Source organism: Paenibacillus sp. J22R67 (assembly GCF_059692175.1).
This window is the reverse complement of record NZ_JCAUAX010000001.1, coordinates 1,181,898-1,198,738: the sequence shown is the minus strand read 5'-3', so window position 1 is coordinate 1,198,738 and position 16,841 is coordinate 1,181,898. Positions and strand designations below refer to the sequence as shown.

Annotated in this window: 16 protein-coding genes; 13 read left to right on the top strand and 3 right to left on the bottom strand. The window is 42.8% G+C overall.

Going from position 1 to position 16,841, the window contains the following annotated elements; genetic code table 11:
- Positions 1-77: 77 nt before the first annotated feature.
- The 3 genes from AC58VC_RS05375 to AC58VC_RS05365 all read left to right on the top strand — a co-directional run bounded on the left by AC58VC_RS05375 (position 78) and on the right by AC58VC_RS05365 (position 3,665).
- A complete protein-coding gene (locus tag AC58VC_RS05375) occupies positions 78-2,288 on the top strand; it encodes an AraC family transcriptional regulator (RefSeq protein ID WP_497367779.1) in 2,211 nt (736 codons plus the stop codon).
- 241 nt (positions 2,289-2,529) lie between these two features.
- The gene (locus tag AC58VC_RS05370) at positions 2,530-3,414 is read left to right on the top strand and encodes a protein kinase domain-containing protein (RefSeq protein WP_497367778.1); all 885 of its coding nucleotides are present in this window, start codon (positions 2,530-2,532) and stop codon (positions 3,412-3,414) included.
- Positions 3,415-3,458: 44 nt separating this feature from the next.
- A complete protein-coding gene (locus AC58VC_RS05365; RefSeq protein WP_497367777.1) occupies positions 3,459-3,665 on the top strand; it encodes a discoidin domain-containing protein in 207 nt (68 codons plus the stop codon).
- A gap of 83 nt (positions 3,666-3,748) precedes the next feature.
- Here the strand turns inward: AC58VC_RS05365 and AC58VC_RS05360 are convergent, their stop codons facing one another.
- A complete protein-coding gene (locus AC58VC_RS05360) occupies positions 3,749-5,092 on the bottom strand; it encodes a hypothetical protein (RefSeq protein WP_497367776.1) in 1,344 nt (447 codons plus the stop codon).
- A 147-nt stretch (positions 5,093-5,239) separates the two neighbouring features.
- Between AC58VC_RS05360 and AC58VC_RS05355 the strand changes: the two genes are divergently transcribed.
- Positions 5,240-5,707 (top strand): NUDIX hydrolase, encoded by a 468-nt coding sequence (locus AC58VC_RS05355; RefSeq protein WP_497367775.1) that lies wholly within the window; start codon positions 5,240-5,242, stop codon positions 5,705-5,707.
- Positions 5,708-5,799: 92 nt separating this feature from the next.
- Here the strand turns inward: AC58VC_RS05355 and AC58VC_RS05350 are convergent, their stop codons facing one another.
- Positions 5,800-6,996, bottom strand: a complete 1,197-nt coding sequence (locus tag AC58VC_RS05350; protein WP_497367774.1) for an MFS transporter — start codon at positions 6,994-6,996, stop codon at positions 5,800-5,802.
- Positions 6,997-7,113: 117 nt separating this feature from the next.
- On the opposite strand from AC58VC_RS05350, the gene AC58VC_RS05345 reads away from it, so the two are divergent.
- Together AC58VC_RS05345 and AC58VC_RS05340 are read left to right on the top strand one after the other, a co-directional pair.
- Positions 7,114-8,001 (top strand): LysR family transcriptional regulator, encoded by an 888-nt coding sequence (locus AC58VC_RS05345; RefSeq protein WP_497367773.1) that lies wholly within the window; start codon positions 7,114-7,116, stop codon positions 7,999-8,001.
- Positions 8,002-8,227: 226 nt separating this feature from the next.
- Positions 8,228-8,731: a HEAT repeat domain-containing protein gene (locus tag AC58VC_RS05340; RefSeq protein ID WP_497367772.1), complete on the top strand. Its 504-nt coding sequence runs from the start codon at positions 8,228-8,230 to the stop codon at positions 8,729-8,731.
- A gap of 22 nt (positions 8,732-8,753) precedes the next feature.
- Here AC58VC_RS05340 and AC58VC_RS05335 read toward each other — a convergent pair whose 3' ends face one another.
- The gene (locus AC58VC_RS05335) at positions 8,754-9,371 is read right to left on the bottom strand and encodes a TVP38/TMEM64 family protein (RefSeq protein WP_497367771.1); all 618 of its coding nucleotides are present in this window, start codon (positions 9,369-9,371) and stop codon (positions 8,754-8,756) included.
- Positions 9,372-9,514: 143 nt separating this feature from the next.
- Between AC58VC_RS05335 and AC58VC_RS05330 the strand changes: the two genes are divergently transcribed.
- The 7 genes from AC58VC_RS05330 (at position 9,515) to AC58VC_RS05300 (ending at position 16,826) form a co-directional block, all read left to right on the top strand.
- Positions 9,515-10,156: a PadR family transcriptional regulator gene (locus AC58VC_RS05330; protein WP_497367770.1), complete on the top strand. Its 642-nt coding sequence runs from the start codon at positions 9,515-9,517 to the stop codon at positions 10,154-10,156.
- Between the two features lie 68 nt (positions 10,157-10,224).
- Complete coding sequence (locus AC58VC_RS05325; protein ID WP_497367769.1) at positions 10,225-11,130, top strand: alpha/beta fold hydrolase; 906 nt, start codon at positions 10,225-10,227, stop codon at positions 11,128-11,130.
- Between the two features lie 10 nt (positions 11,131-11,140).
- On the top strand, positions 11,141-11,551 hold the full coding sequence (locus tag AC58VC_RS05320; RefSeq protein WP_497367768.1) for a hypothetical protein: 411 nt from the start codon (positions 11,141-11,143) through the stop codon (positions 11,549-11,551).
- Between the two features lie 223 nt (positions 11,552-11,774).
- Positions 11,775-12,725, top strand: coding sequence for an ABC transporter permease (locus AC58VC_RS05315; RefSeq protein WP_497367767.1), 951 nt, complete (start codon positions 11,775-11,777; stop codon positions 12,723-12,725).
- 32 nt (positions 12,726-12,757) lie between these two features.
- Complete coding sequence (locus AC58VC_RS05310) at positions 12,758-13,612, top strand: carbohydrate ABC transporter permease (RefSeq protein WP_497367912.1); 855 nt, start codon at positions 12,758-12,760, stop codon at positions 13,610-13,612.
- 46 nt (positions 13,613-13,658) lie between these two features.
- Positions 13,659-15,233 carry an extracellular solute-binding protein gene (locus AC58VC_RS05305; RefSeq protein ID WP_497367766.1) on the top strand — a complete coding sequence of 525 codons (1,575 nt, stop codon included), beginning with the start codon at positions 13,659-13,661 and terminating at the stop codon, positions 15,231-15,233.
- Positions 15,234-15,389: 156 nt separating this feature from the next.
- A complete protein-coding gene (locus tag AC58VC_RS05300; RefSeq protein WP_497367765.1) occupies positions 15,390-16,826 on the top strand; it encodes a response regulator transcription factor in 1,437 nt (478 codons plus the stop codon).
- Positions 16,827-16,841: the final 15 nt, after the last annotated feature.

Sequence of the window (16,841 nt, the reverse complement as noted above, 5' to 3'; positions counted from 1 at the left end):
AATTATGTATATTGCCCACCCATTGGGGCTGTATGATAAGATAGTTGTACTAATCATGCTAAGGAGAGAATTTCATCATGAGAAGAAATTGGTTTCATCGCTTGCTTCTTTCCTATTTACCGGTCCTCATCATGATTGTTTGCTTATTTGTTTTTATTGGGATTGTGCAGCTGAATGACCTCTCCAGAAAAGAAGCGATGAAATCAAGTCAAGTCTATGTTCAAAATATCCAAAACAGCATCGACATGTCCCTGAGATCTATCGAGATAATGATGCTGGAGACGATCACGAGGAATGTGAAACTCACGACCTTTGCCGGTATGGAAAGCGATTCTTCCTTTATCATTGAGCTTTCTCAACTGCTTCAAAGCATGACAACTTCGAATGCGTGGATCGATTCCGTTTATATTTATCGATCAGGTGATGGAACGATTGTTAGTGATAAAACGATTTTAAAAATCGAGCAGTTTGGGGACAGCGCTTACATAGAAAGTAACTTAAATAACACGCAAAAAGTTCGGTGGAGCACGCCACGCGTCTTCCGCACCATTCAGAATGGGAATCCCGAAGAGCAAGTGATCTCGATCAGCAGCGGTGTGCCCATCCATAGTAAAGGTATTGCACTGCTCGTTGTGAATATCAAGATGTCAGCGATTCAAGAGTTTCTGGAGACATACGGGAATTCGGAAGTTAATAAAATTGCGGTTATCGATAACGAAGGCAATAAACTGTTCGGAGCTGCCGGCATTGAAACCAAAACGGGTGATACGTCGCTTGTGTCGGCATATACGGGTTGGAAGTATTCGAACAGTATCAAGACGGAAGGGCTTGGCAATATTTATTTTTATATGACGAGCGGTTGGTTCATTATTGGATTCCTTGGCATGCTGATCGGAATTGGTTGGGTCATTTATATTACGCGCCAAAACTACAAGCCGATTGAAACGATTATGTCGCGTATCCAGAAATATAATCAGGTGCACAAACATAATCCAATTCAAGGGCTGTCAGTTGATGAGCTTAGTTATATCGATTACACGCTGAGCAACATGATCGAGGTTAGTGAGGAGTACGAAACTCAGTCCAAGGTTAATGAAAAATACAGGCAGCTTATGTTGTTTAAGGAACTCGTAGAAGGGAGCAATCCGATTGACCGGGCGGAATGGGAAGCGGAGCTTCGCCATATGGGCATTACTTCCTTCGGCAGCGCTTCAGTGAGTATTGGCGAGATCGACAAGTATATCGACTTTCTGAGTCAGCATTCCAGGAAGGATCAGGGGCTTTTCAAGTATATTTTAAAAAAGGTAGTGGAAGAGACTGCTGAAGCGAAAGGTCTTCGCATTTGGCAGGAATGGATCACGAATCACCGGTTGTGCATCATCTTTTTTGAAGAGCAGCAACAGCCTGCGGAATCACTCATGCTGGAAGTATCCGAGCAGGCGCGCAAGTGGATGCAGGATAACTTGAATTTAACCGTAACATTCGGGTTAGGGAACACCGTATCGGAAGCGAATGCCATCGTTCAGTCCTATGAGGCGGCTGCCAGGGCGCTCGATTATAAATCAGCGCTTGGCAGCAATCGCGTCATCGGACACTGGGAGATCGAGCTGCTGTCGCACGATGATCTCTATGTGTATTTACAATATGTGCGCACGATTGCTCAAGCATTCCGGGTAGGCAATGATGGCTGGGAGGAACAGTTGCGCCTCCTGTTCGATGGATTGCGCAGACTTATGCTGCCAAAAGAAGAAATTAGCGGTATTTTAAGCTATATGAACTATTATTTTTACCGGGAAATGATGGAGCTGCCTCCGGATTATCAAGAGCTGTGGAATCGCGAGTTTCGAACCCCTTGGGATGAGAAGATGGATGCGCTCGAAACGTTGGAGGAGCTGGAGTTCTTCTACTCGAAGACACTTACTTCCTGCGCTAGGAAAATAGAAGCGATCCGCGAGAGCAAAGGGAATCATGGCGTCGTTCAGAAAGTGAAGGAATATATTGAGGGGAACTTCAGCAATCCCGATCTGTCACTCTCCAGTCTAAGCGATCAGTTCCATATGAATGCCTCCAGCTTAAGCACACTGTTCAAAGAGGACTTCGGCGAGAAATTCGTCGTCTACTTATGCCAGATTCGGATGGAGCATGCGAAGGAGCTGCTGCGAGGCACTAACCTTCCGATTCAAGAAATATCGGAGCGGGTCGGCTATATGCATCAAATGTCCTTCATTCGGGCTTTTAAGAAGATGATTGGGACTACGCCTGGTGACTATAGGAAGGTTCATCAGTGAGTATTGGGATAAAATATAAATAAGCTGGAACATTTTTCTAATTTAATGAGAAATGGAACTTAAAAGATAATAAAGGCAATATAGTTCCGCCTGAGACATATACAATAAAAGTTGAAGTCATGATAGATTTATATTCTAAAGGGCCTCCTCGAATTCATTCTGATGATCTTACTGCAAGAACAATATTTAAAGTTAATTAATAAGAACTAGCTGCCGGATAAACAATTCAAGGAGGAACAAAATGATTGATATCCAAATTGACGATGTTATGTTCAAACTGCAAGAGGAACACGACTTCGGCTGGCTCACGAGGTTAGGCCGTGTATTTGAGGTTTTTGCTCAGCAGGATTCTGGCAATATAAGCTTTGGTGTCAAGAGAAATGGCGAAAGACTGTTCATCAAGTATGCCGGTGCTAAATGCCTAACATTTTCCGGTGACCCGCAAGACGCAATAAATAACTTGAAAAATGCCATACCACTTTATAAAGAATTAAGTCACCCATCCCTTATTAAACTCGTAGATCATTTTGAAGTTGGCTCAGGATATGCGGCTGTGTTCGAGTGGTTTGCCGGGGAATCTCTTCACCCGCATTGGTCTTTTCCGCCACCGGCGAAATATAACGATCCAAATTCCCCGTTCTATAGATATAAACACTTATCAATGGCACAAAGGTTGGCCTCTTTGGAACAAATCTTTAGTTTCCATGAGTTTGTCGAGAAAAATAATTATGTTGCCATTGATTTTTATGACGGGAGTTTACTATACAATTTCTCTGAAAATGAGACGAAAATATGCGATATCGATCTTTATCAAAGAAGACCTTATTCCAATACGATGGGAAGATTATGGGGATCCTCTCGATTTATGTCCCCTGAAGAGTTTACTCTCGGTGCTGAGATTGATGGCTGTACTAATGTATTTACCATGGGAGCCACAGCATTTGCTTTGCTAGGGGGAGAGCGTGATTGTTCGTTTGAGCTTTGGGAGGCAGGAAAAGAGCTCTATGAAATAGCTCTCAAGGCAGTGGAACCAAGCAGAGAAAATAGGTATGGAAGTGTGTCGGAATTCAAATTAGCATGGGATTCGGCAGTTAAATCGTATTTAAAAAGCTACCGAGCTTGCTGAGCATATCAATACTTTCGTGATCCTCATCGGCAAACAAAAGCCGCTTGAGCCTAACGGCTGGACAGCGACAGCGTCTTCCACAGCAGGGGGGCGAAAACGCTCAGGCTATGCTAGACGGGAACCTGGATACGAGCTGGTCAACAGGCAGTGAGCAGAAGAACGGTGACTTCATCGTTCTTGACTTGGGGGTGGAGCTATCCTTTGACCAGGTCGTCATGGATAGTGGACTCGCATTGGTGGTCCATTTCTGAGCTGCGTCTCCTTGTGGCGGATAATGCCGCAATACGGTAAATAAAAAACAGTTGGTCGGGATTCCGATCAACTGTTTTTATTTTTATTTAAAGTCGCCTAGTAAATAATTGTAGAAGGGTTCGTCCACCCAGAATTTATAGGAGTCGACGTTCAAGCTGGCATCGAGTTTCTTGAGACCATCAACAACTTCGCCAGACTTATCGCTGAGGGAGAAAGACTGCGCATAATAATGACCCTTAGTGACTTTATTGTTAGCAATCACTTTGTAGTCTTTCAATTCGGATAAGGAATAGTAGAGTGGTTGCCACCAAGAAGAGTAGATAAGTCCAGTCTGGTCTTCACTGTTCTTTTTCGCATATTGGAGAACGATCTGTTGGAATTTGTTCTTTTGTTCAGCGTTATCAAATTCGAACTCAATGTCGTATTCCTTGGCATAAGCTATGAAATTTCCGTTCTCAATCTGGACGACTTGATAATCCTCGGTTTGTGTCGGCTCGCCCCACTCTTTTAAGTAGATGAAAGCAGAGGTTTTGGGCTCGAGCTGTACTTTCGCCTGGAGGTTCTCGCTGCGCAGTAACCCGATTAACTGAATCGCATGCGTAATGTCAGAGTGTCCGTAGGTGAGAGATTGTTTGGGATCAAAGTTTGCATCGAAACGAGAATCTTTCAAGTTGTACCCCGTAATGAGATTCTTCTTCAAAGCTTCATCGAAGACAGAACGCAAATCAGTGGATGAAATGAGATCTTCCGTATGCCAGGCATCGTTAATTTTACGGAATATATCGTCATCAGAAGTCGTTCCAATATAGTGTTTGTATTGGCCATTAAAAGTAAGGATTTTACCAAGCAGGTCGTTAGCAAAGGTTTGGCTAGCAGCAGTATCCGCTTGGAAATCGGAGGAGACAAGACCCGTATCAATGGCAGCGGCCAGCTCTTGGGCAGCTTGAAGTGTTAGTTGATTGTTTTGATCGTAGTCAATATGTACTTTCGCCAGAGCGGTTTTGATTTTATCTTTGGAATAAGTATAGGCGAGTTCCTTCAAGCCGGAGGCTTTCAGAGCAATGAATGTAGCCTGCAATTGAGTAAGTGGTTGATCCCCTTGCAGTTTACCTTCGGATAAAATACCTTTTTCGTGTAAAGCAAGGGCTGCTTTGAAATAAGGACTGTCCTTTTGTAAATCTGTAAACACATTGGTCTGATCTTTGGCTTCAGCTTTCAAAATGTTGTTCACCGCGATAACGAAATCACCTTTGGATAAAGCGTCTGACAAGGTGATAGCATACTTGTCACTCAAAAACTGTTTGTATTGGACTGATGAATCACTTGCTGTAGCAGCATGGCTTAATGGGCTTACTGAGGTTAGGAGGACAGCTGTTAAGAGTGCTATTTGCAAGGGCTTGTGCGACTTCAATGGTTTCATAGGCATGGAAATGACCTCCGTTATTAATTCATATAGGAATAGTATGTATTATTGGAATATATCAGTTAAGATAATACGTGTCAACGGGATAAAGGAATTTGACTGGAGAGTTAGAAGTACTTTAACAATAAATTCTAAGATTGGGGAAGTATGATGGGCTATGTAGAAGACTTAAGAAAAATTGTAGGCACTATTCCACTCATTCTTGTTGGCGCGGTGGTTATTATTACAGATAATGAAAATAGAATCTTATTGCAAAAACGAATGCATCATCCTGTAGGGCGTTACGGGTTACCTGGCGGGTTAATGGAATTGGGGGAGTCTACTATGGAGACTGCTCAGAGAGAAGTGTATGAAGAAACAGGGCTAGAGGTTAGAAATCTTCATTTAATTGATGTGTTCTCTGGCAAAGAAAATTTTATCAAAACTCCCAATGGTGATGAATTCTATGTTGTTGTTACAGCTTATTGGACGAAGGACTTTAGTGGTACTTTAGAAATAAATGATGAAGAATCAATGAGTTTAGACTTTTATCATATGGATGATCTGCCTGAGAATATACCAAAAAGTCACAAAGAAATGATAACTAAGTACAGAACTTTGTTTGTCGAACCTCTTTAGCAGCAACGCAGTGACATGATGAAAAATACCGAAAACCATCGTCGAATTAGAAACGATGGTTTGGGGATGATAAGAATGAGGCAATTCCGAATTCATACCTTTTCAAGGGACGGACTTTTTGCTTGTGTACCCAGGTGACGCCGCGACAACAGCAACGCATAAGCTAGATATACAATCATGATCAAACCAAACAATAGGACATAGCCGCCGACATGGTAAAATAGACTGCCAAGGATCGGGCTAAAGGCCATTCCCATATAACGGGAAAAGTTGTACGCTCCGACGGCGGTTGCACGGTTTTTCGTGAAAGCACCGGTCAGTAAAGTCGTCTGCACCGGCAGCGAGAACCCGAGCGATAAGCCGAATAAGATAATTCCAGCTAGCAGCCAAGGTAAGGAAATCGAGTAGAAGATAAGGAAAAACAATACCGAAATTGCATTTAAATATGTTGTTAGCACGAGAAGCTTTTCTCCTTCTGCGCGTGCTTGGATTTTCCCGCCTAAGTAACTGCCAACCACGATACCCAGCGACATCGGCAGAAATACCAGTCCCTTTTGCTCGGCTGACAAGCCGTAACGATCGGTTAAAATGTTCGGCAGGAAGACAAGAAAATAGTAAAATACATAATACTGAATAAACCCAAGATAAATAATGGACGATCCGATCCGATTCTGAAGAATCGCTGCAAAATCCTGCAGTTGAAAGCGACCTGCCTCGATGTTATCCGGCTTTGTCTCCTTCAAATACAGGTAGTTGAAAACCAGCACAAGCATACCTGTTGCCGCTAGAGCGAGAAACACGGAGTGAAAATTGAACAACCCGCTCAGGAAGCCGCCGATGACCGGCCCGAGCACAGGTCCTAACGAAACTAACATTTGAAAGGTTCCCATCGCTTGGCCACGTTCTTTCCCTTCGAACAAATCGCTGATGACCGTAACAGCCACGACTGATCCTGCAGCGATACCGATGGCTTGCAGCGCTCGGAAGACCAGTAGAAGCGTTATCGTTTCGGAGAAAAAACATCCAACCGAAGCGATCACATACAGTGTTATTCCAAAAAGCATGACTTTGCGGCGGCCCTTAACATCCGTGAGCGGACCATAGATCACCTGCATGATGGCAAGAAATAAGGTAAACACCGAAATCGTCATGTTTACGATAAATGAAGTGGAATGGAGCTGACTCGCTACCTCAGGTAATATAGGGGTATAAATAGTTTGAGTGAATGGCCCAAGAAATGCGGCAAAAGCGACAATGTAAAGAACGAATTTACGATTCATGAGATTCATGATAGTCATTCCTTTCTCTGAAATGTTATTGTCATCGTACTTGAAATCTATTATTTATTCCAACGCATTTCATGCTATAATCTCATTTACTAGAAGGAATGAATGGGGTGTGCGAAATTGGAACTTCTTCAACTGCAATATTTTCTAGCGGTAGCTCGTTCGGAACATGTGACTGAAGCAGCCCGGGGTTTGCACGTTACGCAATCTTCATTAAGCAAAACCATTCAACGACTTGAGGAAGATTTAGGGGTCTCGCTTTTTGATCGCATAGGCAGGAAGCTGCAATTGAATGAATTCGGAAGAACATTTCTTCGGCGTGCAGAAAGGGCTTTGTTCGAATTGGAACAGGGAAAGCAGGAGCTTAGCGATTTAACAAGTCCCGATAATGGCACACTTGAATTAGGGGTGACTAGTGCAAGCGTATTACCCGACATTCTTCGGCAATATCGCAAAAAGCGGCCCAATATTCAATTTCATGTGCAGATGCTGACCACACAGGAAATGATTTTGCTTTTAGAGAGAGGTGAGGTAGATTACTGTTTATCTTCGCCTCCTGTCGAACGAGATGACATCGAATGTCAAATCGTTTTCATCGACCCCATCCTTGTCGCCGTTCCCATGGGGCATCGGCTGGCGAATAGAAGCAGCGTTTCCTTGGCCGAACTGAGGGATGAATGGTTTGTCGGGCTAAAGATCGGCTACGGTACGCGTGACTTAATGGACCCGCTCTGCAGATCAGTTGGATTTGCACCTCATTATGTCTACGAGGGGGATGAACCGGCAAGGTTGGTCAATTTGGTGGAAGCCGAAATTGGCATAGCCTTTTTACCGAGCACGGCTAGGAATGAACGAGCACAAATCAAATATCTCCAGGTAGAGAATCATGAAGTGGTGCGGAAAATCGCCTTATTGTGGCACAAGAGTCGATATATATCGGCGGCGGCTCTAGAATTTCGTGAAATTGTTGTAGAGTATTTCGATACCCTGTCCAAACAGACCATTTAATCGCATAATATTCAATTTCATTTCTACTTTCCGCGATTCAATATGTAACGGGAAATCCTCCGGTAGCATTTCCCGTTCAATTGAGAAGGCTGCCCCTCGGTCATTAATGACTTTAGGGACAGCCTCTTCGTATTTTTGGGGATCAAATTCTTACCCCCACCTTATAAGCGGCCTGAGCTTCTATATAATAAGAAGGAGATCAATGATAAATCTATGGAGGGAAGTTATGGAAGATTACAGACAGTACATTCCACTGCTAGCAACGAAAGATGGTTGGCAAACAGCATACCCCATTTTAGATAATGCGGGGAAATTAGCAATGGATGCTATTCTGGAGGGCCTTGAACATCAAAATTGGAGAATCAGGAAATGGTGTACTGCTTTGTTAGACCACAATGCAGATCAACGCTGCATAGAACCACTGGTCTGCCGATTAACTGATTCCTATGCGGATGTTAGAAGGCATGCGGTCCATAGCATTGGTTGTCAATCTTGCAAAGATGAATCGTTATGCATGGACATTATCGCTTTATTAATCGAACGTGCGATGAATGATACAAGCATTCTTGTTAAACGCAGTGCTGTTCATATGCTGGGCAATCAACCATACGATATTAGAGCATCAGAAGCGCTTGAGATTATTATCGAGAAAGAAAAAGATAGGAAGTTATTATTCAACGCAAGGTGGTCATTGAAACAACAAAATCATTTTTTAAACATACAGAAATGAATTTTGCTCGAAAATCAGCTTCTTAAAGCCAGCGCTTCTTGAGCCAGACGCGGTAAACGACGTAGACGGATGCCAAAAAGAGGACATACACGCCGAGTGCCAATACGAGCTTGCTGGTGCCAGCAAACAGACTGCTGCCGATGAACGCAAATAGGAGCATAGCAGGAATTTTGCCCAATGCGGATGCAACGGCGAATGTAATGATCGGAATGGAAGTAATGGCAGGAATGACATTAACGACAGCCTGAGGGATAACCGGAATCAGTCGAGCCAATAAAATAGTCAGGAACGGACTTTTTTCAATTGCGGCTTGGAGCTTTTCCAGCTTCTTGTACTTGGACAAGTAAGCACGACCCTGCTTTTGAAACAAGTAGCGTGCCAGCCAAAAAACAATGACAGACGCGACCGAAGCAGCAGTCCAACTGATCAAAGCGCCAATCAATGGACCGTACATAAACCCGAGCATGCCGATAACTATTTTGTAGGGGATGACCGGTACGATAATAAAACCAAGCGCAGCTGCAAAAATAAGCAGAACGGGCGCATCCCCATATTGCATCCAATGCAAAATTTCATCCTTGAATGTATAAACAATGCCTATGAGCACGAGATACAGGCAGATGGTGTACCATTTCTTCATTTGATAAGGTGTCTCCCTTACTCTGAGTCTTTCTTCTGGTGTTGATCATACTTAGTGTAACACACAACCATTCTACATTGGAGTACGTTGTCTGCTTGACGAGCTCCATCGATTGGATGGAAACCCATTGACATAGTTATAACATGAATAGTAATATTATAACTATGAAAAACAAAACGAATAAACCCCAACGATCACCACTTGCTTTAGCCATTCTCGCCCAACTTGCCGAAGAACCTATGCACCCCTACAGAATGCAGCAGCTAATCAAAGAAAGAGGAAAGGATCAGGTCATTAACGTCCGTCAGCGCACAAGTATTTATCAGACCATTGAGCGACTGTTACGGGAGGGACTCATTTCGGTCCAAGGAACCTTAAGTGAAGGAGGGCGCCCTGATCGAACGGTTTACGAATTGACCCAGGAAGGAAGCGAAGCGGCGAAGGGATGGCTTAGGGAGATGCTTTCGGGCCGATCTCAGGAATATCCGGATTTTCCCGCAGCCATCTCATTTCTCACCCTTCTGACGCCCGAAGACGTTCAGCGGCAATTCGAGAAAAGAGAAGGAGCTCTTCAGGAAGCAATCGAGCGCTTGGATTCGCAGCTACTACAGTACAAGGAGACTGTTCCCCGATTGTTCATGCTGGAGGTTGAACATAGCCGTGCCCTATTGAGGGCCGAAATTGAATGGATTCGAGCTGTCATCGAAGATTTCCGCACGGGTGAACTCTTATGGAGCGAGGAATGGATACGTGAACTATCGGATCGGCTGAGTAGTCCACAATAGCATCGTAGGGATAAGCATACGAATTTATGCAGTTCAAATGAAGGGCAACTTCTGAGGAGGAGTTTGAAATGATGAATTCAACCGCTATTCAATACGGTGCAAAGACGATGGAGTCGCCCGATGTAGTCGGCTCTGTCATATCCAGAGACGGCACCACAATCGGTTATCGGCAATTTGGTCAAGGGCCTGGCATGGTAGTGGTGCATGGCGCCAATTTATCTTCACAAAACTTCATGCAGCTCGCGAAGCAGCTAGCCGACGCATTCACGGTCTACGTGCCTGACCGCCGAGGCCGTGGTCTTAGCGGACCCTTCGGTGAAGATTACAGTATAAAGAAGGAAGTTGAAGATTTGGAGGCTCTCCTTACTCAAACAGGCGCCTGCCATGTCTTTGGGATCAGCTCAGGAGGGCTCATTGCGCTCGAAGCAGCACTTGTCTTGCCTGCTATTCGCAAGCTGGCTCTCTACGAACCCGCACTGCTGATGAATGCTGAGAGGACGGAGTGGCTAGCTCGTTATGACCAAGAGATTGGTCAAGGCAAGACAGCCGCTGCTCTCGTCACGTGTTTGAAAGGATTGCAGCTGGGCGGAGCGGTGCTTAATGCCCTCCCTCGATGGCTGCTTGAGTTCATGACGAACAAGATGATGGAGAACGAGTGCAAGAAGGCGAAGAAAGGCGACGTAACGATGAGAATGCTAGCTCCGACCTTGCATTATGACGGGCACCTACTCGTTGAGATGACCGGAAAGCTGGAGCGATTTAAGTCCTTGAACGTCGATGTATTGTTACTAGGAGGCAGCAAAGGCTTGTCATACTTGAAGCCTGCCCTCGATGCATTAGAGAAAGTGCTGCCTCAGGCCAAACGGATGGAAGTGCCCGGACTTGATCACGGCGGTGCGTGCGATGTCAGCAATACCAATCGTGGCGGTAAGCCGGAATTGGTGGCGCTGGAGCTAAGGAGATTTTTTGACTAAGTGCAAATGTTTGACACGAAGTCGTTCATATAAGAAAACAAGGGAGCAGTTCGCCACGGTTGGCAACTGTTCCCTTGTTTTATTCCACACGAACGGAAAAATGTTCGCAGCCTTTGGCTTAACCATTCTCTTCTCTATTCTCGTAATCGCATACAGTTCATATTATAGCTCAGCGAGAGTGATAGAACGAAACGCAACTACCTACATTTCAGACCGGATTCAGGGGGCTAATACCAACCTTCAATCCATGGTGGAAGAGACGGACAATATTGCCAAATCGATTGTCATACGTGATTTAACTCACCAAAGTTTGCTCAGCCATGCCGAAGCGCCGTCGCTGGAATGGTTCCAACAGAAGAAAGTGGTGGGAGACTTTCTTGCGTCGATGCCTGCATTTAAAAATTATGTGCGCTGCCTTTGAATACAACGGTCCATTTATCTATGCAATCCATGAAGGAAAAGTATGCGTAAGATATGAGAGCCGGGACTCCAATGGGGTTCCGGTTTTTTGGTGCATCAAACAATATGCGAATAAAATTATTACCAAATTCATTTAATAAATTACATTTTATTAAAAAATCTCGAAAGTATAATGATTACATGAGATATCCTAATAAGATTCGTAAGGAGAGGGATGATGGAAAGTGAAAGCGGTTTTAAGCAACCATAGAGAGGACATTAAGATAAAAAGGAATAACAGTTTCCTACGTAGCATAAAAAGAGATTCTCTCTTATATTTGCTTTTACTGCTGCCCATGGCGTATATTTTCATTTTTAAATATGCTCCCATATACGGTGTATTGATGGCTTTCCAGGATTATAACATTTTCGAGGGAATTAGCGGGAGCGAGTGGGTTGGGCTTGACGTCTTCAAATTCATTTTTGAACAGAACAGTTTTTACCGTGCTCTTGCAAATACACTTGTTCTAAACTTACTGGATTTGATAGCTGGATTCCCGGCGCCAATCATACTAGCTATTTTATTGAATGAGCTCCGACATGTCAGATTTAAAAAAGTAACTCAAACGATTCTATATTTACCTCACTTCTTATCTTGGGTCATTATCGGAGGTATGGTGTACCTGATGTTTTCTACTGGCGGCATGGCGAATAGTGTCTTGTCTAGCCTAGGTTTGGGTCATATTGAGTTTCTTTCTCAAAAAACGAATTGGCTGATCATGTATGTAGCCGTTGGGGTATGGCACAGTGTAGGATGGGGGACAATCATCTATTTAGCATCAATTATCGGAATCAATAAGGAGTTATATGAGGCTTCAGATATGGATGGATGCAGCAGGCTTCGTAAAATTTGGCATATTACTTTGCCAGGAATTAAGCCGACAATTATTATTTTGCTTATTCTGCAAATAGGAAAGATGATCTCGATTGGATTCGATCGTCCGTTTGTTATGGGGAATTCCCTGGTAAGTGAATACTCCGATGTTATCAGCACTTACGTGTACAGGATAGGAATTGGGTCCGGGGACTTCTCGCAGGCCACAGCAGTTGGACTCTTTCAATCTGTTGTAGGGTTGATACTTTTAGTGGCAGCAAATTTTATTGCCAAAAAAATCGGTGAGCAGGGAATATGGTAAGGAGTGTGAGTTGATTGATTAGAAAGCAAAAAATGAATGTAGTAGATATATGTATTATGTTATTCATAACGGCTGTAGCGATCACTTGTCTTGTTCCATTCTTATATATGATTGCGCTTTCTCTGAGTTCAAATAATGCCATTATTTCTCAGAAGGTTTCTCTTTGGCCGGTAGAGTTCACGATTGAAACCTATAAAACGATCTTAAGTGATGTAGATATGATTTATACACTTGGTTATACGATCGTGCTGACTATTATTTATACAATTATTTGTATGTTTTTAACAATTTGTGCTGCGTATCCGCTTACAAAGAAGAGATTAAAGGGAAGAAACTTTGCATTAACCGTATTAGTCGTTACCATGTATTTTAGTGGAGGCCTTATACCTAGCTATATTTTGGTGAAAAACCTGGATTTGATAAATTCGATGTGGAGCTTAATATTGCCTGGCGCTATGAGTGTTTTCAATATGATTATACTTAAAACATTCTTTGCATCCCTTCCAGAAAGCTTGGAAGAGTCCGCATCTATTGATGGCTGCAATGAATTGGGAATCCTATTTCGGATTATTCTTCCACTATCCATGCCTTCTATCGCAACTTTAAGCCTCTTTTACGCGGTTGACAGATGGAATGGCTTTCAAGATGCACTTTTTTATATAACAGACAAGAACTTGTACCCGATGCAATTAAAACTGTATCAGATCATTACGGCAAATCAACAGTTAGACACCCAGCAAGGTGAAGGCAGTGTTGGTGCCTTTATTGTTCCTGAGTCATTGAAAGCAGCGAGTGTCATGTTTGCAACGGTTCCAATCTTAGTTGTTTATCCGAAACTACAAAAGTATTTTGTTGAAGGTGTAATGACAGGTGCGATTAAGGGTTGATCTTAGGGATGGGCAATACGACAAAACGATAAAAGGTGAGGTTAAAATGAAAATCAAAAAAATGTTGGCTTTAGTACCGGCTTTAACGCTAGTAACCAGTGTGTTGGCAGGATGTGGAAGCGATCAGGCGAAAGAAGGTCAAGCAACATCAACAGCTGCTGCAAAAGCTTCAGGAACGCCGGTTACACTGACGGTTGAGGTTTTTGACAGAGGCATTCAGGGTCAGCCGGATTTGAACAATAATACTTGGTCACGGTATATCAATGATAATTTTGGAAAAGCGAACAATGCGGTTGTGAAGTTCGTTCCGGTACCCAGGTCACAGGAGATTGATAAGCTCAATGTATTGATGGCGTCTGGCGAGGCACCAGATATCTCATTTACCTATGACGGTGCAACCGTTTCCAGATATGCCAAAATCAATGGTATTCAACCCTTAGATGAGTTATTGGCTAAGCATGGCAAGGAGTTAACGAATTATCTGGGTAAGACTGTTCTTTCTTATGGACTTTATAATGGGAAACAGATGGCGATACCTGCGAAAAGGACTTCACTCGCATGGGGCGGCATGTTCATTAGAAAGGATTGGCTGGATAAGTTGGGCATGCCCACTCCTACGACTAGAGATGAACTATATAATACGTTAATTGCCTTCAGAGATAAAAATCCCGGAGGCGTGAATGGCGTCATTCCATGGGGATTGGCAGCAACGGGTATGAATTATGGCTTTGGAAATTTAAGCGAATCCTTCTGGGGGAAACAGTCGGAGGAAGAATTCGTCACGATGCCAGGCTGGCTAAGACCCGGAAACAAAGATACATTAAAGTTCCTCAATAAGCTCTATAACGAGAAACTAATCAGCCCTGATTTTGCTTTAGACAAAACAGCGAAGCAAGCGGATGCCGATGTTACGAACGGTAAAGTCGGATTCTTTAGTGCAAACTGGGATTATCCGCTAAGACAAAATATCAGTGAGCCACTGAAAATAAATGTGCCTACTGCGAACTTTGTTCCCATTGACACCTTTAAAAACTATGAAGGGAAATATAAGAAAATCGCGTACAATGAAAATGGTGTGAATGTCTTTATCCCGAAAAGCAGTAAAAATGCGGAGCTGGCAATTAAGTATCTGAACTGGATGGCCGACCCTAAAGTATTATTCTTCCTGCAATACGGTCAGGAAGGCGTTAATCACAAGATGGTTAATGATATTCCACAGGTTATTACTCAAACAGGTGATAGTATGCAAACCAGTTATCTGAATCTTGATTATACACTAGTAGTAAATGGTGTGGAGCTTGGCGATCAACAGAAGAATATTAAGGCCTTAGCTGCATCTGCTCCGGGATACGAAGCTGTTGCAGAGAAATCATACCAGATCAATACGACAGATACGTACACAGGCTTCTACTATGATACGCCGAATGAGTCCAATATTAAGTTTGGCAAAACACTCGGGGATTTGAACAAACAAATGACGGATAAGCTTATTGTCTGTAAGCCTGCAGAGTTCGACGCTTTGTATGACAAATTGGTTTCAGAGTATATGGCAGCAGGCGGGCAGGCTGTCATGGATGAAAATATTAAAATTTACAAAGCCATGCAAGCAAATAAAAAATAGTTAGCCATTCATTCACATACGTTGAGCAAAAGCCTATGGACATAACAGAGCTATGTCCATAGGCCTTTCTAATGGAACGCTTAAAGCCTTGTTATCCTGCCGTTAAAAAGATAGAATTTTAAAGATTAGGGTAGATCAGTTATCTAGGGGGTACTTATGTACAGTGTTATTATTATAGATGATGAACCGTGGGCGATTAAAGGAATAAGGAATGTATTTAACTGGGATAAATACGGTTTTGAAATCACAGGCCAATTCACAAGCGTCCATAAAGCAATCGAGTTTATCAACGAGGAGTGCCCTGATCTTGTTTTTACAGATATAAGAATGCCCGAAATTTCCGGCCTTGAGCTCATGAGGATGACCAAAGAGAAGGAATTGGATGTTGAGTTTGTAGTTGTAAGCGGTTTCGCTGAGTTTGCATATGCGCAGGAAGCCTTAAGATATGGGGCACTGGACTATTTCCTAAAGCCCATAGATATAGATATGGCCGACCCATTGATCGAGAAGCTGGCCTTGCATTTTTCTAAGAAGCGCAGTATTCGAAATAACCTGATCCTAGAGGCTTTAACTTCAATGGATAAAAGTGAATTAAATCGTTTAACACCCTTTTTTGATCGTTCGTCGGACGATTACTTTCGTGTGCTTGTTATTTATTCAAATAGTGAGAACAAGGATTATAGGCACCTAAAGTTTTTCGATCGTAAACAGACATTGGAAATTGATTTTGGTTCAAGAAAGACGCTATATATTCTCAAAAGCAGTGAAAAATCTGATTTGGATACGCAGTTAGATTGCACGGTTTTCACGGGATTAGAAATAAAGGCGATAGGAATTAGCAGCATTTCAACGAATTATGATAGTATTGCAAAACTGATGAAGGAATCTGATCTCGCAGCATCACAAATATTTTTGAATGAAGAAAAAGGTGTATTTGAATATGAGCCAAGGCTTACTGTTGTTAAGCCCTTTATAGATGAAATTTCTACAATCATTCATGAGAATAAATTCGATGAAATGGATTACATCATGGAGAAGGGTGTACATTTCTTCAGACAAAATCACTTGGGTATGGGAGAGGTAGTCTACTTATGGAATCAAGTGGTTAGTGTGTTGGTTGGAACCTACTATGACGAGTTGAAAGATATGGAGCTTGATTTCCTGAATTACTCTGAACTGAAGGAGCGCTTTGAGAACTTTGAGTCCTTATGCAGTTTTTTATATGATATTCTGATCTACATCAAGCAACTGAACGGTCAGACTGTTAATGAAGGTGATATCAACACGTATTTTAGCCAGATGGTTAAATACATCGATAATCACTTTCAGTCCAGACTATACCTGAAAGATTTGTCTGCCCAATTTTTCATTAACCAGGTCTATTGCTGCCAGTTTTTCAAGAAAAATTTGGGCAAAACCTTCTCGGAATACGTCACTGAATTGAGAGTGAAAAAAGCCTGCGAGCTTTTGAAACATACAGAATTGTCCATTGAAGAAGTTGCAACCAAAGTAGGGTACGTAGATTACTATTATTTCAATAAAGTGTTCAAAAAACAATGCGGGATCACACCTACGAAATTCAGAAAAAGTTGATGGTTAGCGATCGGA